The sequence below is a fragment of the uncultured Sphingopyxis sp. genome, from assembly GCF_900078365.1.
Taxonomy (GTDB): Bacteria; Pseudomonadota; Alphaproteobacteria; order Sphingomonadales; family Sphingomonadaceae; genus Sphingopyxis.
In genome coordinates this window covers 3,460,553-3,485,115 of the sequence record NZ_LT598653.1, presented here as the reverse complement: position 1 = coordinate 3,485,115, position 24,563 = coordinate 3,460,553, and the positions used below count along the sequence as shown (strand labels likewise).

Annotated in this window: 27 protein-coding genes; 12 read left to right on the top strand and 15 right to left on the bottom strand. The window is 66.9% G+C overall.

Translation table 11 applies throughout. The features are described from left to right. The first annotated feature begins 29 nt into the window (after positions 1 to 29). A complete protein-coding gene (locus QZL87_RS16215; protein WP_295321429.1) occupies positions 30 to 413 on the top strand; it encodes a DUF488 family protein in 384 nt (127 codons plus the stop codon). A gap of 118 nt (positions 414 to 531) precedes the next feature. Here QZL87_RS16215 and QZL87_RS16210 read toward each other — a convergent pair whose 3' ends face one another. Together QZL87_RS16210 and QZL87_RS16205 are read right to left on the bottom strand one after the other, a co-directional pair. Beyond that, positions 532 to 1,221 (bottom strand): VIT family protein, encoded by a 690-nt coding sequence (locus QZL87_RS16210; protein WP_295321427.1) that lies wholly within the window; start codon positions 1,219 to 1,221, stop codon positions 532 to 534. 11 nt (positions 1,222 to 1,232) lie between these two features. After that, entirely contained in the window at positions 1,233 to 2,153 is a 921-nt protein-coding gene (locus tag QZL87_RS16205) for an SMP-30/gluconolactonase/LRE family protein (protein ID WP_295321421.1), read from the bottom strand. Between the two features lie 111 nt (positions 2,154 to 2,264). Between QZL87_RS16205 and QZL87_RS16200 the strand changes: the two genes are divergently transcribed. Beyond that, a complete protein-coding gene (locus QZL87_RS16200) occupies positions 2,265 to 2,864 on the top strand; it encodes a TIGR02466 family protein (RefSeq protein WP_295321418.1) in 600 nt (199 codons plus the stop codon). Between the two features lie 173 nt (positions 2,865 to 3,037). Beyond that, positions 3,038 to 4,471 (top strand): NAD-dependent succinate-semialdehyde dehydrogenase, encoded by a 1,434-nt coding sequence (locus QZL87_RS16195; protein ID WP_295321416.1) that lies wholly within the window; start codon positions 3,038 to 3,040, stop codon positions 4,469 to 4,471. Positions 4,472 to 4,673: 202 nt separating this feature from the next. Here QZL87_RS16195 and QZL87_RS16190 read toward each other — a convergent pair whose 3' ends face one another. After that, positions 4,674 to 5,435 (bottom strand): SDR family oxidoreductase, encoded by a 762-nt coding sequence (locus QZL87_RS16190; protein WP_295321413.1) that lies wholly within the window; start codon positions 5,433 to 5,435, stop codon positions 4,674 to 4,676. Beyond that, positions 5,432 to 5,815 carry a dihydroneopterin aldolase gene (locus tag QZL87_RS16185; protein ID WP_295321411.1) on the bottom strand — a complete coding sequence of 128 codons (384 nt, stop codon included), beginning with the start codon at positions 5,813 to 5,815 and terminating at the stop codon, positions 5,432 to 5,434. Before QZL87_RS16185 ends, QZL87_RS16190 begins: the two co-directional genes overlap by 4 nt. A gap of 90 nt (positions 5,816 to 5,905) precedes the next feature. On the opposite strand from QZL87_RS16185, the gene QZL87_RS16180 reads away from it, so the two are divergent. The 4 genes from QZL87_RS16180 (at position 5,906) to QZL87_RS16165 (ending at position 9,013) form a co-directional block, all read left to right on the top strand. Further along, on the top strand, positions 5,906 to 6,409 hold the full coding sequence (locus QZL87_RS16180; protein WP_295321408.1) for an N-acetyltransferase: 504 nt from the start codon (positions 5,906 to 5,908) through the stop codon (positions 6,407 to 6,409). Between the two features lie 242 nt (positions 6,410 to 6,651). Then, the gene (locus QZL87_RS16175; RefSeq protein WP_295321406.1) at positions 6,652 to 7,236 is read left to right on the top strand and encodes a DUF1285 domain-containing protein; all 585 of its coding nucleotides are present in this window, start codon (positions 6,652 to 6,654) and stop codon (positions 7,234 to 7,236) included. Then, complete coding sequence (locus tag QZL87_RS16170; protein ID WP_295321404.1) at positions 7,236 to 7,820, top strand: CoA pyrophosphatase; 585 nt, start codon at positions 7,236 to 7,238, stop codon at positions 7,818 to 7,820. Before QZL87_RS16175 ends, QZL87_RS16170 begins: the two co-directional genes overlap by 1 nt. Beyond that, positions 7,817 to 9,013, top strand: a complete 1,197-nt coding sequence (locus QZL87_RS16165; protein WP_295321403.1) for a CCA tRNA nucleotidyltransferase — start codon at positions 7,817 to 7,819, stop codon at positions 9,011 to 9,013. The genes QZL87_RS16170 and QZL87_RS16165 overlap by 4 nt, the downstream gene beginning before the upstream one ends. Here QZL87_RS16165 and QZL87_RS16160 read toward each other — a convergent pair. The 4 genes from QZL87_RS16160 to QZL87_RS16145 form a co-directional block, all read right to left on the bottom strand. Beyond that, complete coding sequence (locus QZL87_RS16160) at positions 8,986 to 10,668, bottom strand: EAL domain-containing protein (protein ID WP_295321402.1); 1,683 nt, start codon at positions 10,666 to 10,668, stop codon at positions 8,986 to 8,988. The two genes, QZL87_RS16165 and QZL87_RS16160, sit on opposite strands and share 28 nt — an antisense overlap. An 89-nt stretch (positions 10,669 to 10,757) precedes the next feature. Beyond that, positions 10,758 to 13,070: a DNA topoisomerase IV subunit A gene (parC, locus tag QZL87_RS16155; RefSeq protein WP_295321401.1), complete on the bottom strand. Its 2,313-nt coding sequence runs from the start codon at positions 13,068 to 13,070 to the stop codon at positions 10,758 to 10,760. Positions 13,071 to 13,357: 287 nt separating this feature from the next. Further along, a complete protein-coding gene (locus tag QZL87_RS16150) occupies positions 13,358 to 13,537 on the bottom strand; it encodes a PspC domain-containing protein (RefSeq protein WP_037554940.1) in 180 nt (59 codons plus the stop codon). A 55-nt stretch (positions 13,538 to 13,592) separates the two neighbouring features. Next, positions 13,593 to 13,721 (bottom strand): hypothetical protein, encoded by a 129-nt coding sequence (locus QZL87_RS16145; protein WP_268746858.1) that lies wholly within the window; start codon positions 13,719 to 13,721, stop codon positions 13,593 to 13,595. 239 nt (positions 13,722 to 13,960) lie between these two features. On the opposite strand from QZL87_RS16145, the gene recF reads away from it, so the two are divergent. Beyond that, positions 13,961 to 15,070, top strand: coding sequence for a DNA replication/repair protein RecF (recF, locus tag QZL87_RS16140; protein ID WP_295321399.1), 1,110 nt, complete (start codon positions 13,961 to 13,963; stop codon positions 15,068 to 15,070). A 165-nt stretch (positions 15,071 to 15,235) separates the two neighbouring features. On the opposite strand, the gene arsC is transcribed toward recF, so the two are convergent. Further along, the gene (gene arsC, locus QZL87_RS16135) at positions 15,236 to 15,580 is read right to left on the bottom strand and encodes an arsenate reductase (glutaredoxin) (RefSeq protein WP_295321397.1); all 345 of its coding nucleotides are present in this window, start codon (positions 15,578 to 15,580) and stop codon (positions 15,236 to 15,238) included. A gap of 170 nt (positions 15,581 to 15,750) precedes the next feature. On the opposite strand from arsC, the gene QZL87_RS16130 reads away from it, so the two are divergent. Next, a complete protein-coding gene (locus tag QZL87_RS16130) occupies positions 15,751 to 16,497 on the top strand; it encodes a murein L,D-transpeptidase catalytic domain family protein (RefSeq protein ID WP_295321394.1) in 747 nt (248 codons plus the stop codon). Positions 16,498 to 16,790: 293 nt separating this feature from the next. On the opposite strand, the gene QZL87_RS16125 is transcribed toward QZL87_RS16130, so the two are convergent. The 4 genes from QZL87_RS16125 to QZL87_RS16110 all read right to left on the bottom strand — a co-directional run bounded on the left by QZL87_RS16125 (position 16,791) and on the right by QZL87_RS16110 (position 20,684). Then, positions 16,791 to 18,041: a L,D-transpeptidase family protein gene (locus QZL87_RS16125; RefSeq protein WP_295321392.1), complete on the bottom strand. Its 1,251-nt coding sequence runs from the start codon at positions 18,039 to 18,041 to the stop codon at positions 16,791 to 16,793. A gap of 271 nt (positions 18,042 to 18,312) precedes the next feature. Continuing rightward, entirely contained in the window at positions 18,313 to 19,674 is a 1,362-nt protein-coding gene (gene accC / locus QZL87_RS16120; protein WP_295321390.1) for an acetyl-CoA carboxylase biotin carboxylase subunit, read from the bottom strand. Between the two features lie 10 nt (positions 19,675 to 19,684). Beyond that, positions 19,685 to 20,173 carry an acetyl-CoA carboxylase biotin carboxyl carrier protein gene (gene accB / locus QZL87_RS16115; RefSeq protein ID WP_295321387.1) on the bottom strand — a complete coding sequence of 163 codons (489 nt, stop codon included), beginning with the start codon at positions 20,171 to 20,173 and terminating at the stop codon, positions 19,685 to 19,687. Between the two features lie 70 nt (positions 20,174 to 20,243). Further along, entirely contained in the window at positions 20,244 to 20,684 is a 441-nt protein-coding gene (locus QZL87_RS16110) for a type II 3-dehydroquinate dehydratase (RefSeq protein WP_295321383.1), read from the bottom strand. 81 nt (positions 20,685 to 20,765) lie between these two features. Between QZL87_RS16110 and thiS the strand changes: the two genes are divergently transcribed. The 3 genes from thiS to QZL87_RS16095 are packed head-to-tail and all read left to right on the top strand — an operon-like array spanning position 20,766 to position 22,095. Next, complete coding sequence (thiS, locus tag QZL87_RS16105; RefSeq protein WP_295321380.1) at positions 20,766 to 20,966, top strand: sulfur carrier protein ThiS; 201 nt, start codon at positions 20,766 to 20,768, stop codon at positions 20,964 to 20,966. Then, a complete protein-coding gene (locus QZL87_RS16100) occupies positions 20,966 to 21,316 on the top strand; it encodes a VOC family protein (RefSeq protein ID WP_295321378.1) in 351 nt (116 codons plus the stop codon). Before thiS ends, QZL87_RS16100 begins: the two co-directional genes overlap by 1 nt. A gap of 2 nt (positions 21,317 to 21,318) precedes the next feature. Continuing rightward, positions 21,319 to 22,095, top strand: coding sequence for a bifunctional sulfur carrier protein/thiazole synthase protein (locus QZL87_RS16095; RefSeq protein WP_295321375.1), 777 nt, complete (start codon positions 21,319 to 21,321; stop codon positions 22,093 to 22,095). A 338-nt stretch (positions 22,096 to 22,433) separates the two neighbouring features. Here QZL87_RS16095 and QZL87_RS16090 read toward each other — a convergent pair whose 3' ends face one another. Both QZL87_RS16090 and QZL87_RS16085 read right to left on the bottom strand, forming a co-directional pair. After that, the gene (locus QZL87_RS16090) at positions 22,434 to 22,802 is read right to left on the bottom strand and encodes a VOC family protein (RefSeq protein ID WP_295321373.1); all 369 of its coding nucleotides are present in this window, start codon (positions 22,800 to 22,802) and stop codon (positions 22,434 to 22,436) included. Between the two features lie 119 nt (positions 22,803 to 22,921). Further along, positions 22,922 to 24,421 carry a trypsin-like peptidase domain-containing protein gene (locus QZL87_RS16085; RefSeq protein ID WP_295321371.1) on the bottom strand — a complete coding sequence of 500 codons (1,500 nt, stop codon included), beginning with the start codon at positions 24,419 to 24,421 and terminating at the stop codon, positions 22,922 to 22,924. Positions 24,422 to 24,563 lie beyond the last annotated feature (142 nt).

The following is a 24,563-nucleotide window of genomic DNA, read 5'->3' as shown; positions in this document are numbered from 1 at the left end:
CGGCCGCGGGATGGCCGATAGTCATACAGATGGCGACGCCCCTGACAATCGCGGTCAAGCGCATCTACGAACCGGCCGGTCCCGGCGACGGCGCGCGTTTCCTCGTCGACCGGCTGTGGCCGCGCGGCGTGTCGAAGGAAAAGGCGGCGCTGACCGCCTGGCTGAAGCCCTTGTCGCCGAGCGAAGCGATGCGCGAGGAATTTCATCACGCCGCCGCCCATTCGGACGCGGCCTGGTCCGCCTTCCGCAAGGAATATTTCGCGGCGCTCGACGCGGGCGGCGACGAGATTGCGGCCGCGCTCGCCGAACTCGATGCGGCGCGGAAGGCGGGGCCCGTGACCTTGCTCTACGCCGCGAAGGACGAGGAACGGAACAACGCCGTCGCGCTGCGTGAATGGCTGGCGCGGCGCTAGCTTGAAAAGCTTCCGTGTCCCCGCGAAGGCGGGGACCCATCTCCCGCCGGTTCAAAATGGCGACGACCGGAGATGGGCCCCTGCCTCCGCAGGGGCACAGGGAAATCATGCAATAATCTCAGCCCACCGCCGTTCCCAGCAGCGACCCGATCGCGATCGTCGCGGCCATGGCGAACGCTCCCCAGAAAGTCACGCGCACGACCGGGCGCAGCATCGGCGCATTGCCCGCCCGCGCCCCGAGCGCGCCGAGGATCGCAAGGAAGACGAGCGACGCTGCCGAGACGGTGAAGGGCAGCGATGTGCCCCGATCGACCAGCACCGTCGCGAGCGGCAGCGCGGCGCCGACCGAAAAGCTTGCCGCCGAAGCCGCCGCCGCCTGCACCGGCCGCGCCGCCGTGACGTCGGTCATCCCCAGCTCGTCGCGCAGATGCGTGTCGAGCGCATTATGCGCGGTGAGCTGCGCCGCGACCTCTTCGGCGAGCGCGCGGGTCAGCCCGCGCTCCTGATAGATTTGCGTCAGCTCCTCGAGCTCATACTCGGGGTCGGCGGCGAGATGGCGTTTCTCGAGTTCGACGTCGGCCGTCTCCGCATCGCCCTGCGAACTCACCGAGACATATTCGCCCGCCGCCATCGACATCGCCCCCGCGACGAGCCCCGCGCTGCCGGTGATCAGGATCGACGCCTCTGACGCGCCGGCCGCCGCGACGCCCGCGATCAGGCTCGCGGTCGACACGATCCCGTCGTTCGCGCCGAGGATCGCGGCGCGCAGCCAGCCGATCCGCGTGACGGCATGGGTTTCCTCGTGCATCGCGGACCCTTCTAATATTGCAGCTGCAGCCCCGGCCGCGCCCAGCGCGTCTTCACCAGCCGGCCCGTGCCCGACAGGGTGATATAGGCGTCCTGCCGGTCGGACCCGCCGAAGGCGATATTGGTGGTGAAGATGTCGTCGGTCGCGACGAATTCGACCAGCTCGCCCTGCGGCGAGACGACGCTGATGCCGCACTCGCCGATCGTCGCGACGCAGATATTGCCGTTCGCTTCCATCGCGAGGCTGTCGAAGAATTTATAGCCCGCGGGGCGATAGAGCGGGATGCCGGGGCCCCCGGGGCCCGCGGCATCGTCGACCTTGCCGGGGGCGACGATGTTGAACTGGGTCAGGCGGCAGGTGTAGGTTTCGGCGGCATAGAGTTTGGTCCCGTCGGGCGAGAGGCCGACGCCGTTCGGGTTATAGCTCGGGAAGATCACTTCCTCGATGAAGCTGCCGTCGGCCTTGGCGTAGAAGATGCCGACGATGTCGTGGCAACGCGCGGCATAATCGACCTTGCCGTGATCGGTGAACCAGAAGCCGCCGTGCGCGTCGAACATGATGTCGTTGGGACCGCGCAGGATGACGCCATGATCGCCGCTCTTGTACAGCACTTCGACCGCGCCCGTCGCGATATCGATGCGTTCGATCCGCCCGCCCGAATAATCGTCGGCGATGCCGTGCGGGGCGAGATAGCCGTTCGATTCGACATAGTTGAACCCGCCGTTGTTGCAGCAATAAAGCTTGCCGTCGGGGCCGATCGCGAGGCCGTTGGGACCGCCGCCGGGGGTCGCGATGACTTCCTTTTTGCCGCCCGGCCAGCAGCGCGTGATCCGCTTCGCCTCGATCTCGACGACGATGACGCTGCCGTCGTCCATCACCACCGGCGCCTCGGGGAAACGCAATCCGTCGGCGATCAGTTCAAACTCGGCCATATCCTCTCCCTCGTTGTTGTGCATTTCTATCTCGTCACCCCGGATCAAGTCCGGGGTGACGATGGCGGTGTATTCCTTGCTCTTGCGCTTATCCTATGCTTTGCGGCCATCATGCCCGTTCGCACGCTCTTCGCCACCCATTTTTACGAGGCCGACATCGGCACGCCCGACCTGCTCGAAGAGCTGGAGGAAAGCTGCCGCCTGTTCGCGGCGGAGGATGGCGCGGGAAAGGCGTGGAGCCGCGAGCATGGTTACAAGGGCTATACGAGCTACGCGAGCCTCGGCGACCTGCCCGAGCGCGATCCGGCCTTTTACGATTTGAAGAAACTGCTCGACAAGCAAGTGAAGGCCTTCGCCAAGGCGTGCCATTTCGACCTCGCCAAGCCGCTCAAGCTCGACAGCCTGTGGGTCAACATCCTGAAACCTGGCGGCACCCACAGCGGCCATATCCACCCGCACAGCATCGTCTCGGGCACCTTCTACGTCGCGGTTCCGCCGGGATCGGGCGCGCTCAAGCTCGAGGACCCGCGCCTGCCGATGCTGATGGCGGCGCCGGGACGCACCGGCGACGCGCCCGAGCATCTCCATCCCTTCGTTTATGCCGAGCCCGCCGCGGGGCGCGTCTTCCTTTGGGAAAGCTGGCTGCGGCACGAGGTGATGCCCAACGCGGGCAAGGGCGAGCGGATCAGCATCAGCTTTAACTATCGCTGATCGGTCCTATATGCACGGGCGACGGCGCGGCCATTTAAGCCCCTCCTCTTCAGAGGAGGGGTTTGGGGTGGTGGCGAGCTTGTGCAACAAGCTCGCTCGGGCATCGAGCCCGACCGAGCTTCACCACCCCCCTCCCCTCCTCTGAAGAGGAGGGGCTAAATGAAAGTCCCCCGATGACCGCGACCTACGACGCCGACCTCCAGCTCTTCATCAACGGCGCCTGGCGGAGCGGCGAGGGGCGTGACGCGCGGCCGGTCTATAACCCCGCGACGGCAGGCACGATCGCCGACCTGCCCGTCGCGACCGCCGCCGATCTCGACGAGGCGCTCGCGGCGGCGGAACGCGGCTGGCCCGCGTGGCGCGCCAGGACCCCCGACGAGCGCGCCGCGCTGATGCGCAAGGCGGCCGCGATCATCCGCGAGCGCGTCGATCATATCGCGACCCTCCTGACGCTCGAACAGGGCAAACCCATCGGCGAGGCGCGCGGCGAAGTGCTGTCGGCCGCCGGGCTGTTCGACTATTTCGCCGAGCAGGGCAAACGCATCGAGGGGCGCGTGCTCCAGCGTCCGGTCGGCCAGCGCGCGATGGTGACCAAGCATCCGGTCGGCCCCGTCGCGGGGTTCAGCCCGTGGAACTTCCCGGTCAATCTGATGGTCAAAAAAATCGCGCCGGCGCTCGCCGCGGGCTGCGTGGTGATCGCGAAGGCGCCCGAGGAGACGCCGGGCTGCACCAGCGCGGTCATGCGCTGCATCGCCGATGCGGGAATCCCGGGCGACGCCGTCCAGCTCGTTTACGGCGATCCCGACATGATCAGCCGCCACCTGCTCGCGAGCCCGGTGATCCGCAAGGTCAGTTTCACCGGCTCGACCGCGGTCGGCAAGCATCTGATGAAGCTCGCCGCCGACGGGGTGAAGCGGATCACGATGGAACTCGGCGGCCACGCTCCGGTGCTGATCTTCGACGATTGCGACCTCGAGGCGACGCTCGACAAGGTCGTGTGGCAGAAGTTCCGCAACGCGGGGCAGGTCTGCATCTCGCCGACGCGTTTCCATGTCCAGCAGGGCATCTACGACGCCTTTGTGAAGGGCTTTGCCGAGCGCACCCAGAAGGTGAAGATCGGCAGCGGCCTCGACGCCGACACCCAGATGGGCCCGCTTGCCAACGCGCGCCGCATCCCTGCGCTCGAAGCCTTGATCGCCGATGCCAAGGCCAAGGGCGCGCGCGTGATCGCGGGCGGCGAGGCGACGGGCGACGGCTATTTCTTCCAGCCCACCGCGATCGCCGACGTGCCGCTCGAGGCCGACGCGATGAACCACGAACCCTTTGGTCCGATGGCGCTGATCCGCCCGTTCGGGACCGAGGAGGAGGCACTCGAACAGGCGAACCGGCTGCCCTATGGCCTCGCCGCTTTCGCCTTCACCGAGAACGGCCGCCGCATCAACCGCATCGTCGATACCGTCGAAAGCGGCATGGTCGGGGTGAACAGCTTCGTCATCTCGGCGCTCGACGCGCCCTTCGGCGGGATCAAGGAATCGGGCTTTGGCAGCGAGAGCGGGCCCGAGGGGCTCGACGGCTATCTCGTCACCAAGGCAGTGCATATCTACTGAGCACCGCCCGGAGCCGAAGCGATGTCGGCTTTGGAGTGGCTTCCCGCCATTCCCAACATTCGTCATTCCCGCGAAAGCGGGAACCCAGAGCGTGCGTCGGCTGACCCCTCCCTGGGTTCCCGCTTTCGCGGGAATGACGAAGTTTTAAGGATGCGGAATGTCGGCCTTCGGTCGCTTTCGGCTATCGCCAGGACGGCGATGATCAATCCCGCTCCAGCGCCACGAAATCGCGCCCTAGCGGCGCCAGATGCGCGCCGCCGTCGACGAAGATCGTCTGCCCGGTCACCGCCTCGGCGCGCGCCAGATACACGACCGCATCGGCGATCTGCGCGGGCGCCGGCAGCGCGCCCAGCGGCATAAGCTTCGCCAGCCGCTCGACCTGCGCCGCCGAATAATCCCCGGTCGCCATCGTCAGCCCCGGCGCGACGGCGTTGATCCGTGCGCGACCCCCGAAGGCCACCGCCAGCGTTGCCGTCGCCTGCCACAAGGCCGATTTCGACAGGCTGTAGGCGATCTGGTCGGGGACCGGATTGCGCACGCGCTGGTCGACGATATTGACGATCGCGGGACGCCGGCCCTCGTCCGCCACGATGAGCGCCTTCGCGAGCATCACCGGCGCGGACAGGTTGATCTGCATCATTTCGCCGAGCGCGGCGGCCGACAAATCCTGCCATTCGCCCTCGGCGAACAGCGCGGCATTGTTGACGAGCAGGCCGGGCGCGCGGCCGAACTTGTCCGCGACCGCCGGGATCAGCGCATCGACCGCCGCCGGATCGGAAAGGTCGGCGGCGAAGCGGTGGCTGCGCGCGCCGGTTTCGGCGAGCGCCTCGGCAAGCACCGGATCGGCCTCGCCGCCGCTGTGGTGGTGCAGCGCCAGCGCATAGCCCTCGCGCGCGAGCCGCGCCGAGATCGCGGCGCCGACACGGTGAAGCCCGCCCGTGACGAGAGCGAGCTTTTGCGTCACTTGCGCACCCCCAAACGACTCCGGCGCATCGTGATGCCGATCTCTTCGCCTTCCTCGGCGATCGCGAGCTTGACGATCTTCACCTCGACCTCCTCGACCTTCTCGTCCTGCAGGAAGAGGGTGTCGATGATATGGTCGGCGACGCTTTCGATCAGCACGAAATGGACGTCCTTCGGGATGCCCTCGGTCGCCGCGAATTTCAGGTGCATGTAATTTTTCGAGCGGCTGAGCGGCGTCGTCGGCTCGTAATGATCGGCCATCGCCAGCCGCGCGCGAACCGAGATGCGCAGCGGCTGCGGCAGATGCGTCTCTTCGGAATAGATGCCGGTGAGCACCTGGACGGTCAGCCCGTCCACCTCCAGCCACAATGTATCGGTCACAAGAAAATCCTGTCGAACGAGCGCGACATTCGGCTTTGCAACGCCGGTGCCGGGCCCTAAAGCGCCGCCGCATTAGCGAAAGGGTGCGCGTTGGTCGAGTTACTTCCATTGTCCGATATCGAACCGCAGGCGGTCGAGGCGCTTCTCGACGCCGCTTTCGGAACGGATCGCTTCGGACGAACCGCCTATCGCATCCGCGAAGGGGTGGATGCGGTGCCCGCGCTGAGCTTCGCGGCGGTCGAGGACGGCGCGCTGATCGGCACGATCCAGTGCTGGCCGGTCGCGCACCGCGCGGCGGACGGCACCGCGACGCCGCTGGTCATGGTCGGCCCGGTCGCGGTGCGCCCCGACGTCCAGCGCGGCGGGCACGGGCGGGCGCTGATGGCGCATATGCTGGAGGTCGCGGAGGCGCAGGCCGACGGCGCGCTGATGATGATCGGCGATCCCGAATATTATGGCCGCTTCTTCGGTTTCGGCGCCGATGGAACGGGCGAATGGGACTTGCCCGGGCCGTTCGAGCGCCGGCGCCTGCTCGCACGGGCGATCAACGGGCACGATCTGCCGCGCGGTGCGGGGATGATCGGGCCGCGGTGAAATTGTTTCGCGCGAAGACGCGAAGGCGCGAAGAGGTCGCGTCTGCCGCGAAGCGGCCTTTCTCCTGATGCCTCCGCGCAAAACCGATCGTTTGCGGGAATAAGGGGCCTGACGGCCCGAGCCTTCTTCTTCGCGCCTTCGCGTCTTCGCGTGAAACAAATCAGCCCCCACCCGTCGAACATGCGATACGTCTCGCAGCGAAGCCGACTTGCGCGGCGCGCCCACCCCCTTATGTCGGTTGCATGGTCAGCCCCGCGCCTTCGCTTCCCAAGGATTTTGCGCAGCTTTCGCTCGCCGAGGCCGCCGAACTGCTCGCGGCGCGCAAATTGCCGCCGGTCGAGGAATGGCATCCCGAACGCAGCGGCGACAGCGCGATGGAAATTCGCGCCGACGGCAGCTGGTATCACGAGGGCGGCCGGATCAACCGGCCCGCGATGGTCCGGCTCTTCTCGACGATCCTGCGCCGCGAAGCCGACGGCAGCCACGTCCTCGTCACCCCGGCCGAGAAGCTCTCGATCGCGGTCGAGGACACGCCCTTCCGCGCGGTCGAGATGAAGAGCGAAGGCGAGGGCGAAGCGCGCAAGCTCGTTTTCCGTCTCGATACCGACGATCTCGTCATCGCGGGGCCCGATCATCCGCTGCGCTTCGGTCGCGACGCCGACAATCCCGACCCGCGGCTGCACGTCCGCGGCGCGATCGGGGGCGGGCTCGAGGCGCGTATCGACCGCGCGCTCTATTACGAGATCGTCGACATAGCGCTCGCCGAGGGGGGAGAGCCGCCCGCGATCTGGTCGGACGGTGCGCGCTTCCCGCTGGTGGACGCCTGATGCTTTCCGAGAAGCTGCGCGACGCGCTCGATAATCTGCTGCCCGATCCGGGCGAGGACGAGGCCTATCTGGGGACGCCGACGCTGCGCGACGCCGCGGTGCTCATCGCCTTCACCGACCGCCCCGACCCCGGCGTCATCCTCACCCAGCGCCCGCAATGGCTGCGCAGCCACGCGGGGCAGGTCGCTTTCCCCGGCGGCAAGATCGATCCGGGCGACCGCGACGCGATCGACGCGGCGCTGCGCGAGGCCGAAGAAGAGATCGGGCTCAATCGCCGCGACGTGATGATCGCCGGCGCGACCGAGCCCTATCGTTCGGGCAGCGGCTATCTGATCACGCCGGTGCTCGGCGTGATCCCGCCCGACCTCGCCTTCGATCCCAATCCCGACGAGGTCGACGACTGGTTCGAGGTGCCGCTCGACATATTGTTCGACCCCGGCAATTATGCGCGCCAGCATGCCAATTGGCAGGGACACGACCGCCATTATTATGACATGGACTGGCAGGGGCGGCGGATCTGGGGCGTGACGGCGGGAATCATCATCAATCTGGCGCGGCGTCTGCCCGCGGGCTGGCACCGGTGACGCGGCTTCCCGCCGCCGATTGGCGCGAGCGGCCGGGGCTGCGCCGGATCGTCGCCGCGCTGACCGCCGATGGCGGCGCGGTCAAGGCCGTCGGCGGCGCGGTGCGCGACACTTTGCTCGGCCTGCCCGTCGCCGACATCGATCTCGCGACTCCCCTCTTGCCCGAGGAGGTCAGGCGGCGGCTGGAGGCCGTCGACATCAAGATCATCCCGACGGGTATCGCGCACGGCACCGTCACCGCGATCGCCAGCGGCGACCATCACGAGATCACGACGTTGCGCCGCGACGTCGCGACCGACGGGCGCCGCGCGACGATCGCCTTTGCCGACGACTGGCGCGACGACGCCGCGCGCCGCGACTTCACGATCAACGCGCTCTATGCCGATCCCGGCACGGGGGAGATCGACGACTGGTTCGGCGGGCTCGCCGATCTCGCGGCGGGGCGGGTGGCCTTCATCGGCGACGCCGCGACGCGCATCGCCGAGGATCATCTGCGCATCCTGCGCTTCTATCGCTTCGCGGCGCGCTTCGGGCGCGGCGACCTCGATCCCGCCAGCCACGCCGCGGTGGTGACCGCGCGCCAGTCGCTCAAAAGCCTGTCGCGCGAGCGCATCGCCGACGAACTGCTCAAGATCCTCGCGCTTCCCGACCCGCGCGCGATCGTCGGCCGGATGGCGGCTGACGGTATTTTCGAAGTGCTGCTCCCCGAACTCGATGCCGGTTTCGCGGCCGCGCTCGACCGGCTTATCGCCAACGAACGCGCGGCGGCCGCCACCATCGCACCGCTCCGCCGCCTCGCGGCGCTGCTGCTGGCCGATGCCGGCGTCGCCGAGCAGGTCGCGAGCCGGCTCCGTCTCTCGACGCGGCAGCGCAAGCATCTGGCCGCGCTCGGCGGCCACCGCGCCGACGTCGCGCGCCCGATCCGTCAGCTCGCGCACGCGATCGGTATCGAGGCGGCGCGCGACGTCCACCTCCTCGCCGGCGATCCCGCCGCCGTCGAAGCCTTGTCGGGCTGGGCGGTTCCGCAGCTTCCGCTGAAGGGCGGCGACATCGTGGCGCGCGGGGTCGCCGCCGGACCCGAAGTCGCGCGCATCCTGAAAGCGGTCGAAGCGCAATGGGTGGCCGAGGATTTTCCGGACGCGGCGCGCGTGGCGCGGCTCGTCGATCAGAAGATCGGCCGCACCAGCGACTGACGCCAATAATCGAGCGCCGCCGTGCCATCCATCGGCCGTGCGAATAGGAAACCCTGCCCGAAATCGCAGCCGAGCGCCGACAGCAGCCGCGCCTGGTCGGTCGTCTCGACCCCCTCGGCGGTCGTTTTCATCCCCAGCACTTCGGCGAGACTCTGGATCGTGCGGACGATCGCCACCTTGTCGCGGTCGTCGACCATATGCTCGACGAAGCTGCGGTCGATCTTGAGCACGTCGATCGGCAGGCGCTGGAGATAGGCGAGGTTCGAATAGCCGGTGCCGAAATCGTCCATCGCGACGCGCGCGTCGAGCGCCTTCAGCTCGCTCAGCACCGACAACGCGAGGTCGGGGTCGCCGATGATCGCGCTTTCGGTGAGTTCGATCATCAGCCGTTCGCCGCCGATCTTGTGCTTTTCGAGCGCCTGGCGGACGACCCCGGCGACATCGTCGCGCACCAGCTGGATCGCCGAGACATTGACCGAGAAATAGGCATCGACGACTTCGCCGCCGTTCAGCCGGTCCCATTCGGCGAGCACCGCCGCCGCCTTGCCGATCGCCCATTGGCCGAGCGGGACGATCAGTCCCGAATCCTCGGCGATCGGGATGAATTCGGTCGGCGGCACCGCATGGCCGCTGCTGTTGTCCCAGCGCGCGAGCGCCTCGAAACCCGCGACGCGGCCGCTCGACAGCTCGATCAGCGGCTGGAAGGCGAGGTGGAGCCGGTCCTCCTCGATCGCGTTGCGCAGCTCGGTCTCGAGCCCGAAGCGATTGTCCGAGAGCATCGCGGCTTCGGGTTCGTAGATTTCGATGCGGTCGGTCTGCTTCGCGCGCTTGAGCGCGATCTGCGCGTGGCGGATCTGGTCGGCGATATCGGTGTCATGTCCGGGCTGAATCGCGCAGCCGAGCGCGCAATCGACGCTGACTTTCAATTCGCCGATGCGGAACGGATGATCGAAGCAGCCACGAATGCGCCGCGCCATTTCGCGCACATCGGCGCGCCCGCCCGCGATGCGGGTCGAAATGGCGAATTCGTCGCCGCCGGTGCGCGCCAATATGTCGCCGGTGCGCAGGCTCGATTTCAACCGCCGCGCCACGGTGATGATCAGCTCGTCACCCGCCATCGGGCCGATATGTTCGTTGATGCGGCTGAACCGGGCAAGGTCGAGCAGCAGGATCGCATGGTCGCCGCCCGGACCGTCGGTGCGGCCGCGCTGTTCGACCAGTTCCTCGAATCCGGCGCGGTTTGGAAGCCCGGTGAGGCTGTCGGAGACGAGTTCGCGGCGCAGATTGCGCTCGGTCATCATCTCCTGCGTCCGGTCGATCAGCGTCAGCAGGAACAGCTCGTCGTCGCCCGATTCGGTCGGCAGCGGGCCGATCGAGCCGCGCAGGTCGCGCGCCGCCGGCCCTTCGCCGAGCTGGCACGAGAATTCTTGCGATTCCTCGGGATATTGGGAGGCGCGCTCGATCGCGCGCAGCAGTTCGATCGGCGCGTCGGCGCCGACGGGCGACAGGCCGAGCCGGTCGAAGGCGGCGTTGCTCGCATGAAGCCGGAAATTGCCGCGCGCCATCGGTCTGATCAGCGCGGCCGGAACGGGCAACGCGTCGATCCAGCCGACGAACAACAAGGGCCGGTCTTCGCCGGTTCGATCAATAGGCATAACAGAGGGTTTTGTGCGACCTTTCCCCATTGCCCAATGCCTAGGTCACGGGAAGTAAAGAAGGGATTTACGGCTACCTATAAATACGTTCAGCCAAAGCGATTGTTCCGCGGAAAACCCGTCGGCGGCATGCGGCCCGCCGCACCGCGCGCGACGCGCCAGGGGGCGAGGTCGGTTTCGGTGCGCGTGCGGCCGGTATCGCCGCCCATCGCCCAGCTCAACCCCTCGGCAAAGGCGAAGCTGACGGCGTCGGACAGCCCGCCGTCGCGATAGCGTTGCAGCATCACGCCCTGGCCGCGCGCCATCACCGGCACTTCGGCGAGCGGGAAAACGACGAGCTTGCGATTTTCGCCGACCGCCGCGACGCTGTCATCGCCCGGCGCGACCGGCCGCACGACGGCGAGCGCCGCCTTGGGTTTCAGATTGACGACGCTGCGGCCCTTGCGCGTCTCGGCGACCACCTCGCTCATCTGGACGACGAAGCCGTGGCCGCTCGTCGAGGCGAGCAGAAGGCGGCCCTCGGCGCTCGCGGGGATCATCGCGACGATTCGCGCCTCCGGGTCGATATCGACCATCAGGCGCAGCGGCTCGCCGAAGCCGCGGCCGCCGGGCAATTTGTCGGCGCCGACGGTGAAGAAGCGCCCGTCGCTCGCCGCGATCAGCAGCTTGTCGGTCGTCTGCGCGTGCGCGGCGAAGAGCAGTTCGTCGCCTTCCTTGAACTTGAAATCGCCCCATTGATCCGCCGCGACATGGCCGCGCTGCGCCCGGATCCAGCCGCGCTTCGACAGGATCACCGTCACCGGCTCCTTCTCGATCATCGCGTCGAGCGGGATTTCGCGCGTCGGCGCTGCCTCGGCGATCGTCGTGCGCCGTGCGCCGAGCGTGGTTTCGAGCCCATAGACGGTGCGCAGCTTTTCGAGGTCCTTGCGCAGCCGCGTCTTCTGCATGCGCGGGCTTTCGACGAGCTTCGCCAGCTCCTCGCGCTCGGCGGTCAGGTCGGCCTGCTCGCGCTTCAGCTCCATTTCCTCGAGCTTGCGAAGCGAGCGCAGGCGCATGTTGAGGATCGCTTCGGCCTGCCGGTCGGTCAGGGTGAATTCCGCGATCATCACCGGCTTCGGCTCATCCTCGGTGCGGATGATCTCGATGATCCGGTCGAGGTTCAGGAAAGCGATGATATAGCCCGCGACGAGTTCGAGCCGGTCGTCGATCTTCGCGATCCGGTGCTGCGCGCGGCGGACGAGCACGATGATCTGGTGCTGCAGCCATTCGGTGAGCAGTTGTTTCAGCCCCATCACCTTCGGCGTGCGCGTCGCATCGAGGACGTTGAGGTTGAGCGCGAAGCGGCTTTCGAGGTCGGTGAGCCGGAACAGGCTCTCCTTCAGCACCTCGGGGTCAACGTTGCGGCTCTTGGGTTCGAGGACGATGCGCAGATCCTCGGCGCTTTCGTCGCGGACGTCTTCGAGGATCGGGAGCTTCTTGTCGGCGATCAGCTGCGCGATCTGTTCGATCAGCTTGCCCTTGGCGACGCCGTAAGGAATTTCGCTGATGACGAGCTGCCAGGTGCCGCCCGACAATTTTTCGATTCCGCTGTCTTCCCAGCTGCCGTCGGCACCCTTGCCGGTCGAAAAACGCGCGCGGACGCGGAAGCCGCCGCGCCCGGTTTCATAGGCATGGAAGATCGTCTCGGGGCTGTCGACGACGATGCCGCCGGTCGGGAAATCGGGCCCCTTCACATGTTCGAGCAGCTCGGACAGTTCGGCGTTCTGATTCTCGATCAGCAGCAGCGCGGCGCCGATCACCTCGGCGGCATTGTGCGGCGGGATGTTCGTCGCCATGCCGACCGCGATCCCGCTCGCGCCATTGGCGAGCAGGTTCGGGAACAGCCCCGGCATGATCTCGGGCTCTTCGTCCTCGCCATTATAGGTCGGGCGGAAATCGACCGTGCCCTCGTCGAGCCCCTGCATCAGGTTGATCGCGACGCGCGTCAGCCGCGCCTCGGTATAGCGATAGGCGGCGGCGTTATCGCCGTCGATATTGCCGAAATTGCCCTGCCCGTCGACGAGCGGATAGCGGAGCGAGAAATCCTGCGCGAGGCGCACCATTGCGTCATAGACCGCGGTGTCGCCGTGCGGGTGGAATTTGCCGATGACGTCGCCGACGACGCGCGCCGACTTCTTGTAGCCCTGCGACGGGTCGAGCCGCATCGCGCGCATCGCCCACAAGAGGCGGCGGTGGACGGGCTTCAGCCCGTCGCGCAGGTCGGGCAGCGAGCGCGCGGTGATCGTCGACAGCGCATAGACGAGATAGCGTTCGGACAGCGCGCTGTCGAACGGGGTATCAATGCTGTCACCCGGGGGATTTGGGGGCTCGGAAGGGGGAAGATCGTCTGTCGTACTAGCCATTGTCCGCAGCCGATAGCAAGGCTGGCGCGCCAAGGCAAAGGCTTGCGTGGACGGTTGCCTCCCGGCCCGTCGCCCCCGCGAAGGGCGTTTCAGAGTCACGCGCCTCTGAACGCGGCCGCCGTCGGCCTTGCGCTACGTCTCCAGCGGCCCCCGCCTTCGCGGGGGCGACGGTTCCGTCCGAGCCCGCACAAGGAAAAGGGCCCACCGGTCCGGCCGGTGAGCCCTTGGTCTTTGGGAATATATGGGGCCGGTGCGACTGCGCTTCGAAAGCGTCCGGCCGGGCTGTCCTATGGCGCGAGGATCGCGACGGCGAGATACAGCAGCAGAGGCAGGCCGAAGCCCAAGAGCGTCAGGGCGACAAAGGCGATGCGCGTCCACAAGACATCGATGCCGAACTGGTCCGCCATCCCGGCGCAGACGCCGAAGATCATCCCGTTACGGCGATTCTTGCGAAAACCCTGGTTCATTTCTTTCCTTTCGATCCCGGCCTTCGGGCCGGCGTTTTTCGGGGGAGGCGGCTGGTCAGGCGACCAGACCGCCGAAGTGCGCAGCGTTCGGGCCGACAGCGGCGAGGAACATCAGCGAGCAATAGAGCGAGGCAACACCAGCGATCGCGTAGCTCTTGAACGATTCGACGTTGAAATGGGCCATGATATTTTCCTTCCTTGAACCTTCCATCCGGACTATCCGGTGGATGCCGACAGTATTGCAGGGACCGTGCCAATTTCATTCATCGGCGGTTAAGCGCGGTTTTTTAGTTCCCGAAATATTATTTCAGCGCGAAAAATACGCCAAGATGGCAAAAATTCCCGTTCATCGGAAAAATTTCGACAAACGCTCGAGGGCGACGGGCTGGCGTCGCCCGATGCGCTGCGGTAGGCGCGATGGGAATGACGCTGACCCGCCTATCGCTGACCGATTTTCGCAATCATGCCGCCGCCGACATGGCGGCCGGGCCGGGGCTCGTCGCGCTGCACGGCGACAATGGCGCGGGCAAGACGAATATATTGGAGGCGATCTCGCTGCTCGCGCCGGGGCGCGGGCTGCGCCGCGCGCCGCTGGCGGACATGGTGCGCGACGGGGCGGGCGGCGGCTTCGCCGTCTTTGCCGAGGTGCAGGCGGGCGCCGACCTGCCGCCGGTCGCGCTGGGGACGGGGATGGAGCCCGCGCAGCCGGGCCGGCGGGTCGTGCGCATCAACGGCGCGCCCGCCGCGGCGACCGCGCTCGGCGAATGGCTGGCGGTGCTGTGGCTGACCCCCGCGATGGACCGGCTGTTCGTCGAGGCCGCAGGGAACCGGCGGCGCTTCCTCGACCGGCTCGTGCTCGCGCTCGACCCGCGCCACGCGCAGCACGGTAACCGCTACGAAGCCGCGCTGCGGGCGCGCGGCAAGCTGCTCGCCGATCCCGCCGCCGCCGACCCGCAATGGCTGGCGAGCCTCGAAGCGCAGCTCGCCGAGCATGGCGCGGCGATCGATGCGGCGCGGCAGACGATGCTCGCGAGCCTGTCCGCCGAGCTCGCGGGCCAGCCCGATGCGCCCTTCGCCCGCCCGCTGCTGATGCTCGTCGACAGCGACGGGACGGCGCGTGCGGCGCCATACGAAGCCGATGCACTCAAGGCGCTGTTCGCATCGCGCCGGCGGATCGACGCCGCCGCGGGCCGCGCGACCGCCGGGCCGCACCGCGACGACCTCGACGCCGTCCATGCCGCGACGGGCCGCGCGGCGGCGCGCTGCTCGACCGGCGAGCAAAAGGCGATGCTGCTCTCGCTGATCCTCGCGCACAGCGACTGCGTCGCGCGCGCGCGCGGGCAGCGCCCGGTGCTTTTGCTGGACGAGGTCGCCGCGCATCTCGACCCCTCGCGCCGCGCCGCGCTCTACGAGCGGCTTGCGGGGCAGGGCGGGCAGGCGTGGCTCACGGGGACCGAGGCGGCGCTGTTCGACGACATGCCGGGGCCGGTGACGCGCTTCCGGATCGAAGGCGGGCGGATCGCGGCGGGGTAGAGATTTGCCTTTCGGCGGCTGACGGCCGAAACCAGCCGTCGCCCCCGCGAAGGCGGGGGCCGCTAGCGGCCTTACTCAGCGGCGCCCGCGTAAACCGCCAGCGGCCCCCGCCTTCGCGGGGGCGACGGTTGAGGCAGCGTCCGCTCCCCACCCCAAAGCGTCCGTTCAAACTATCTCCCGCACCACATCCTGCGGGCGGCACAGCCGCACGCCCTTGCCGGTCTCGACGATCGGGCGTTCGACATAGGCGGGGTTGGCGGCCATCGCGGCGATGATCTCGTCCTCGCTCGCGTCCTTCAGGCCGCGCTCTTCGGCATCGGTGCCGCGCAGGCGCAGCGCGTCGCGGGCGGCTATGCCGGCATCGCGGAACAGCTGGCGCAGCTTGTCGGCGCTATAGGGATTTTTGAGATATTCGACGACGGTCAGCTCGACGCCCGGGGTCTCTTCGAGAATCGCCAGCGTCTTGCGCGAGGTGCCGCATGCGGGGTTGTGCCAGATGGTCGCTTTCATGGAATGATGTCCTAACGCAGCCTTAGCGCGGCGTAAACGCGCTATTCATGGCATATATGGCACATCTTCCCGCATGAAGGGGAACCACCAGCTTGCCTTTCGCGGCCGACACACGACTTATGCGAAGTCGAGGGACCGCCAGAGGCGGCCAATGCGGGGTTGGGTTGCAAGTGAATGAATTGATCGATCGCAGAAGGCTGCTCGCCGGGATCGCGGGAGCGGGGGCGCTGGCCGCCATTCCGGCGCGGGCGCAGCTTCCGAACTGGGTCCAGCAGCCGGCGGCGCCCTTGCCGCCGCCGGTCGACTATCTCGCCGTGGCGAAGAAGCAGCTTGCGATGCAGGCGCGCAATATCCCGCAGACCGACCGCGTCGGCGTCGTCGATTTCGGTCTGCCCTCGTCGCGCCCGCGTTTTGCGCTCGTCGATATGGTCGCGGGCAGGATCGACATGTTCCCGGTGACGCACGGCCGCGGATCGGACCCGCAGCACGACGGCTGGCTCAAGAGCTTTTCGAACCGCGTCGGCAGCCTCGCGACCTCGCGCGGCGCCTATCGCACCAGCGACTATTATTGGGGCGCGAACGGATCTTCGATGCGGCTCGCGGGGCTCGAACCCGACAATTATACCGCCGACCAGCGCGCGATCGTCGTGCACGGCGCTTGGTACGCCGACCCGGCGCTGATCGCGACGCAGGGCAAGCTCGGGCGCAGCGAAGGCTGTTTCGTGTTCGGCGAAGAGCTGCTGCCGCAGATTCTCTACAAGCTCGGGCCCGGCCGGCTGCTGTTCGCCGACCGCCTGAGCGCGCATCCGCCGATGCCGGCGCCCTTCCAGCTGCCGCCCGCCGACCCGCTGCCGGGAACCGAAAATCTGCGGCGCGCGAGCACGTTCACCGGGACGCTGCCGACGACGGCGGATTAAGCGGCGAAAGTCCGATTTGGGGTGGTGAGTTGCCATTCCCTACCTTCGTCATTCCCGCGAAAGCGGGAACCCAGTCTGGGATCAGCCTACGCACGCTCTGGGTCCCCGCTTTCGCGGGGATGACGATGTAAAAGGCAGCAATCGGTCGAAACCCGACACTTCCGTCATCCCGGGCTTGACCCGGGATCCCGCTTTTGGGGCGTCGACCGGTCTTCGGCATCAAGCGGGACCCCGGATCAAGTCCGGGGTGACGAATAAAGAGATGGCAGCAATCGGTCGCTTGCTGACCCCGCTCAATAAATCCCGCTCGTCGCCGGCGTCGTCACGCGTGCGGCGGTGGGGATCGTCGGGACGACCGGCGGCGGTTCGGGCGCGATGATCGTCGCGGTGGGGCGGCCGGGCTTGGCGAAGCTCGCCACCACCGGCGCGTCGCGGCCATAGATGTCGGCGAGCTTCTTCACCCCGCCCTTGCCGTCGGGAACCATCGTCCAATAGGCGACATAGACGGGGAAGGGCTCGTCGAAGCCGAAGCGCGTCGTCTTGCCGCTCGCGATCGCCTCGCCGAATTCCTCGGGACTTTTGCCTGCGAACATCACCGCCATCAGGCCCGAGAAGTGCAGCGCGCGCTCGGTGCGGATGCAGCCGTGGCTGAACGCGCGCGCGGCGGCGTTGAACGCGCCCTTCGAGGGGGTATCGTGAAGATAGATCGCATGCTCGTTGAGCATTTCCATCTTCATCACGCCCAGCGCATTGTTCGCCCCCGGCTGCTGCACCACCGACAGCGTCTTGCCCTTGCCGGTCCAGGTGTAACCCTGGCGCCGCGCCGAGGCGGGGTTATTCGCGATCGTCGCGCCGATGCCCTCGTTGATGATGCTGCGCGGCAATGTCCAGGTCGGGTTGACGATGATCCCGGTCGCCATCGGATTGAGCTGCGGCGTCGGGGTCGAACTTTTGCCGACGACGGCCTTGTGCGTCGCGATGATCGTCCCGCCGTGGACGACGCGGGTCAGATATTCGGGGACGTTGCTGACGACATAGCGTTCGCCCAGGTCGCGCGGCATCCAGCGCCAGCGCTCCATGTTGACGCGGATCGCATTGGCCGCCGCGGGCGTTTTCGCCGTCTTGAGCGACGCCTTGAGCACCGCGAAATCGGGATGCACGGGGTCGAGGCTGGCGAGTGTTTCGGGCACCGCGCCCGCGCCGAGCGCGGCGGTGAGCAGCGACAGCAAAGGTTCGCTGTCGCCGTCGCTGTCGGTCATGAACCATTGCTTGCGCGCGGCATTGGGCGTGCGCCCGTCGCGCAGGTGCGTCGCGAGCAGCAGGAAGCTGTCGGTCGCGACCTTGTCGAGCGCCGCCTGATCGCTGCCGAGGATCGCGGCGGCGAGGCCGTCGGGATTGTAATCCTTCGCGAACAGGCCCTCGTCGCCGACCGTTTCGATGAAGCTCAGAAGCGCGGTCGCATTCTCCTCCGACCAGCTCGGCATCTCGATCCGCACCGCGACGACGGGGGCGTCATCCTTCACCTTGTCGGGCTGGAGGATCACCGAATCCTCCTTCACCTCCGTTTGCGCGAAGGCGGGGGCCGCGAGCAGGCTCAGCGGGAGAAGGAGGGCCGCGGCGGAACGCGCGGAAAGGGTAGTGTTTCGGGCCATGGTAAGGCCCATAGCCAAAAAGAAGAGGTAGCGAAAGTGAGGGGCAGCACAGTTCGGCGCATCGCCCACTTCGTCACCCCGGACTTGATCCGGGGTCCATGACGGCGGTGCAGAATGGATGCCGGATCAAGTCCGGCATGACGAAAATATGGGGCGAGCGCGTTTAGGCTCCGGCCTCTTCATCCTGCCGCGCCAGCCATTCCTCCAGCCATTTGATCGTATAGTCGCCGTGGATGACGTCGGGGTCGGCGAGCAGGGCCTGATGGAGCGGGATGTTCGTCTTGACGCCGCCGATCACCATTTCCTCGAGCGCGCGGCGCATCCGCATCATGCAGCTTTCGCGGCTGCGGCCATAGACGATCAGCTTGCCGATCATGCTGTCGTAATAGGGCGGGATCGAATAGCCGGCATAGAGCCCGCTATCGACGCGGACGTGCATGCCGCCCGCGGCGTGATAGTTCGTCACCTTGCCCGGCGAGGGCAGGAAGCTGCGCGGGTCCTCGGCATTGATGCGGCATTCCATCGAATGGCCGCGGAATTCGAGGTCTTCCTGTTTCACCGACAAGCCCGCGCCGCCCGCGATGCGGATCTGTTCGCGGACGAGGTCGAAACCGGTGATCATCTCGGTCACCGGATGCTCGACCTGGATGCGCGTGTTCATCTCGATGAAGAAGAATTCGCCATTTTCCCACAGGAATTCGATCGTGCCCGCGCCGCGATAGCCCATCTTCGCCATCGCGTCGGCGCAGATGCCGCCCATGCGCGCACGCTCCTCGGCCGAGATGATCGGCGAGGGAGCTTCCTCGAGCACCTTCTGGTGCCGCCGCTGGAGCGAGCAGTCGCGCTCGCCGAGGTGGATCGCATTGCCGTTGCCGTCGCCGAAAACCTGAAATTCGATGTGGCGCGGATTGCCGAGATATTTTTCCATATAGACGGTCGGATCGCCGAAGGCGGCCGCCGCTTCAGACGAAGCCTGTCCCATCAGGCTTTCGAGGCTGTCCTCGTCGGGAACGACCTTCATGCCGCGCCCGCCGCCGCCCGAGGCGGCCTTGATCAGCACCGGATAGCCGATGTCCTTCGCGAGCTTTTTGGTTTCCTCGCTGAAGGTCACCGCGCCGGGCGAGCCCGGGACGACGGGGAGGCCGAGCGCCACCGCGGTGCGCTTCGCCTCGACCTTGTCGCCCATCGTGCGGATATGCTCGGGCTTTGGCCCGACGAAGATCATGTCGTGCGCTTCGATGATCTCGGCGAAACGCTCGTTTTCGGAGAGGAAGCCGTAACCGGGGTGGATCGCGTCGGCGCCGGTGATCTCGGCGGCCGAGATGATCGCGGGGATGTTGAGATAGCTGTCTTTGGCGGAGGGCGGGCCGATGCACACCGCCTCGTCGGCGAGGCGGACGTGCATTGCGTCGGTGTCGGCGGTCGAATGGACCGCGACCGTCTTGATGCCCATTTCGTGGCACGCGCGGTGGATGCGCAGCGCGATCTCGCCGCGGTTCGCGATCAGGAGCTTTTCAATGGTCATGCGTTGCGGCTCAGCCGATGGTGAACAGCGGCTGGTCGAACTCGACCGGCTGGCTGTTCTCGACATGCACGGCCTTGAGCGTGCCCGACGCGGTCGCGGTGATCGGGTTCATCACCTTCATCGCCTCGATGATCAGGATCGTGTCGCCGGCCTTCACCGCCGAGCCGACGGCCGCGAAATTGGGCGCGCCGGGTTCGGGCGCCAGATAGACGGTGCCGACCATCGGCGATTTCACCGCATCGGCGAAAGCGTCGGCGGCCGGAGCCGCCGCCGCGGGTGCGGCAGCCGGAGCGGCGGGGGCCGCGGCGGCAGGTGTCGCCGCCGGAGCCGGTGCGAAGGCGACGGGCGCGGCGGCGGCGGTCAGCGCGCGCGCGACGCGCACCTTGCGGTCGCCGTCCTCGACCTCGATTTCCGAAAGCTGCGTATCGTCGAGCAGCTCGGCGAGCGCGCGAACGAACGCCGGATCGATGTTGATGCCATGGTCTTTATGGTCACCCATGAGAATTTTTCCTGCTGTTGCGGCGTCCATTGTCAGGACGCCCGGACCCCTTTTTTGATGCGCCCTATTGTCAGAGACGCGCGGCGGCGTCCAGCGCCAGCGTATAGCTGTTCGCGCCGTGCCCCGCAAAATGCGCCGCCGCCGCCATGCCGACATAGCTCACATGCCGAAAGCTTTCGCGCTGCATCGGGTCCGAGAGATGGACCTCGATCACCGGCACCTTGATCGATTTGATCGCGTCGTGGATCGCGACCGACGTGTGCGTATAGCCCCCGGCATTGAGTAGCACCGCCTTCGCGCCCGACACATAGGCCTCGTGCAGCCAGTCGATCAGCACGCCTTCATGGTTCGTCTGGCGGCATTCGACGCGCAGGCCGAGGCCCTCCGCCTGCGCCTCCAGCCGCGCATGAATGTCGCTCAGCGTATCGTAGCCATAGATTTCGGGCTCGCGCGTGCCGAGCAGGTTGAGATTCGGGCCGGAAAGGACAAAGACGGTCGGAAGTTCAGCCAAGGCACGGCCTTTCGGTTGCGGCGTTGCGGGCTACCCCTATATGGGCTGCGCGGCAAAAGGCAAAGCGAGGCGGATTTCCCCATGATTTCGGTCATCCTCAACGGCGAACCCCGGCAGGTGCGCGAAGGCAGCATCGCCGATCTCGTCGCCTCGCTCGGGCTCGACGTGAAGAAGGTCGCGGTGGAACGCAATCGCGACATCGTGCCGCGCTCGACGCTCGCCGACGTGGCGCTTACCGAGGGCGATGCGCTGGAGATCGTTCATTTCGTGGGAGGCGGCTGATGGCAGTCGCGCGCATCATACCCAATCGCTATGCTGGCGATCCGAAGGTGGGGGCTGGCTTCTTCAACGAGGTGCTGGGGCTGGAGACCGCGATGGCGATGGATTTCATCACCATCTATCGCTCGGCCGCGCAGCCGATGGCGCAGATCAGCATCCTCAGTGAAGACCCGTCGGGATTGCGCCCCGCCTATTCGGTCGGCGTCGACGATGTCGATGCGGTGCATGCGCGCGCGATCGCGGCGGGGCACGAGATCGTCTACGCCTTGCGCGACGAGCCGTGGGGCGTCCGCCGCTTTTTCGTTCGCGATCCGCTCGGCGACATTGCGAATATCGTGCAGAACAAGGATTGAATGTGGACAAGATCGACAGTTGGAGCGTTGCCGGGCGGACCTTCACGTCGCGGCTGATCGTCGGCACTGGCAAGTATAAGGATTTCGAGCAGAATGCCGCCGCCGTCGAAGCGTCGGGGGCCGAGATCGTCACCGTCGCGGTGCGCCGCGTCAATGTGTCGGACCCGGCGGCGCCGATGCTCACCGACTATATCGATCCGAAGAAGGTCACCTATCTGCCCAACACCGCGGGCTGTTTCAACGCCGACGACGCGATCCGCACCTTGCGCCTGGCGCGCGAGGCGGGGGGCTGGGATCTCGTCAAGCTCGAAGTGCTCGGCGAGGCGAAGACGCTCTATCCGAACATGCGCGAGACGCTCGAGGCGACCGAGATACTCGCGAAGGACGGCTTCCTGCCGATGGTCTATTGCGTCGACGATCCGATCGCGGCGAAACAGCTCGAGGATGCGGGCGCGGTCGCGATCATGCCCTTGGGCGCGCCGATCGGGTCGGGGCTCGGCATCCAGAACCGCGTGACGATCCGCCTGATCGTCGAGGGCGCGTCGGTGCCGGTGCTCGTCGACGCCGGTGTCGGCACGGCGAGCGACGCCGCGGTCGCGATGGAGCTCGGCTGCGATGGCGTGCTGATGAACACCGCGATCGCCGAGGCGAAGGACCCGATCCTGATGGCGCGCGCGATGAAGCGCGCGGTCGAGGCCGGGCGCGACGCCTATCTGGCCGGGCGCATGGGATTGCGGCGCTACGCCGATCCGTCGAGCCCGCTGGCGGGATTGATCTAGGCGGTTTTCGGGCGAAAGCGGCCGTCTCTTTATTCGTCACCCCGGACTTGATCCGGGGTCCATTCGCGCAGCGTGGAAAGAATGAATCCCGGATCAAGTCCGGGATGACGAAGGTCTGAGACCGGCCGGAAGCGGACATGGAGAGGAGAAAGCCCCTCCCCTTCAGGGGAGGGGCAACGAAGACTTGGCAGCTTGCTGCCTAGTCGCAGTCGGGTGGGGTCTATCGGTGTTGCGCAAGGCCGATGGACCCCATCCCAACCCCTCCCCTGAAGGGGGAGGGGCTTGATGAATCGCAGCGCCCGCTCCCCACCCCAAAGCCGGCATCGCCGCCAACCCGCTCATCCCATGACGAAGGCGTTCAACTTGTTGCCGTCGGGGTCGCGGAAATAGCCGGCGTAGAAAGTTTCGCCGCGCGGTCCCGGCGGGCCTTCGCAGGTGCCGCCGTTGGCGAGCGCGATGTCGTAGAGGCGCTGGACCTGTTCCTCGTCCTTCGCCTGCAGGGCTACCATCACGCCGTTGCCGACTGTCGCCGGATTGCCGTCGAACGGCTTGGTGAGACCGATTCCCGCGCCGCCGCCCTCCTTGCCCCAGGCGATGAAGCTTTCATATTCCATCATCCGGGGCGTTTCGAGCTCGGCGGCGATCGCATCGTAAAAGGCGGCCGCGCGCGCCAGATCGTTCGTCCCCAGCGTCACATATCCGATCATGATCCATTCTCCCGACTCGTTTACATAAGAACATAATAGGAACATATTCGGGGCCGGGCAAATGAAAAGGGCGTCGCGACCATGACCGCGACGCCCTTTCGATACGGGTTGCGACCGGCCTATTCGGCGATGCGGATCGCGATGAACGCCGGCTGCTGGCCGCGGCGCAGGATTTCGAGCAATACTGCGTTGCGGCCCGCTTTCTTCGCCGCCGCGAGGACGCCCGAGAGCGCCTCGCTGCTCGTCACCGCGCTGCGGTTGGCGCTGAGGATGATGTCGCCGCGGCGCAGGCCCTTGCGGCCCGCGTCGCTGTTGCCGCCGACGGCGGCGATGACCAGCCCCTTGGTGTCGGGATCGACGCCGATCGAGCGCGCGATGGCGCTCGTCAGCGGCTGGACCGCCATGCCGAGCTGATCCTGGATCGCCTGATCGGCGGTTCCCGTCGGATCCTCGGGCAACGTCTCTTCCGCCTCGGGGTCGAAATTCTCGCCGGTCAGTTCGCTTTCGGGCGGCCGCGTGCCGATGACGGCCGACAGCGACATCGTCTTGCCTTCGCGGATGACCTCGATCGGAACGCGCGTGCCCGGCTTGATGTTGGCGACGATGTAGGACAGCGTCTGCTGCGGCGTGATTTCCTTGCCGTTGATCTTGGTCACGACGTCGCCGCGCTTCAGCCCGGCCTTCGCCGCGGCTTGGCCCTCTTCGATGCGCTGGATGATCTCGCCGCGGTCCTTGGGCAGGCCGAGCGCCGCCGCCATATCCTCGCTGACCGGCACGATCCCGATACCCAGATAGCCGCGCTGCGGGGCTTCGCCGGCGCGCAGCGCCTCGATCACCGGAATCGCGGCGTCGGCGGGAATCGCGAAGTTGACGCCGATGTTCGCGCCGACGGGCGAGATCAGCATATTGTTGATGCCGACGACATTGCCCTGCAGGTCGAACAGCGGACCGCCCGAATTGCCGCGGTTGATCGCGGTATCGGTCTGGATATAGCGGTCATAGGCGCCGCCCTGGCCGATGTTGCGCTGGACCGCCGAGATGATCCCCGCGGTCACGGTCGAACCGAGGCCGAGCGGATTGCCGATCGCGACGACCCAGTCGCCGACGCGCGCCGGGCTGCCGTCGGCGAACTTCACGAAGGGCATGCCGGTCGCGTCGATCTTGAGCAGCGCCAGGTCCGACGCGGCATCGCGGCCGACGATCTTCGCCTTATATTCCTTCTGATTGGTGAGCGTCACGGTGACCTGGTCGACGGTCTGGTCGCCGCGCGGACCGCCGGCGATCACATGGTTGTTGGTGACGATATAGCCGTCGGACGAGATCAGGAAGCCCGAGCCGCCGCCCTGCTGTTCCTGCGTGATCGGCTCGCGCGTTCCGGCAAAGGGGTTGAGCCGGACGCCGAGCGTCACTTCCTGCTTGGTCGAGATGTTGACCACCGCGGGCTGCAACTGTTCGACGAGGTCGGCGAAGCTTTCGGGCGCGCCGGCGCGCGGAACGGCCTTGGCGATCTCGCTCTTTTCGTTCTGCGCGACCTGCGCGCCGACGGGGGACTGGGTGACCAGCGCCAGCGCGGTGCCACCTGCCAGCAAGGCCGAAGTGATGCCATAAACATAACGCACGATCGGAAATCCTCTTCGTTCTTCAAAAAAGACTCAAATAACCCCGGATGCGGCGGTCTCTGCGGCGGGGCGGCTGAACGGCGTTTGAACATGAACGGACCTTGCAGCCTCCATTCATCCGATCCGCCGCGCGCCGCGGCCG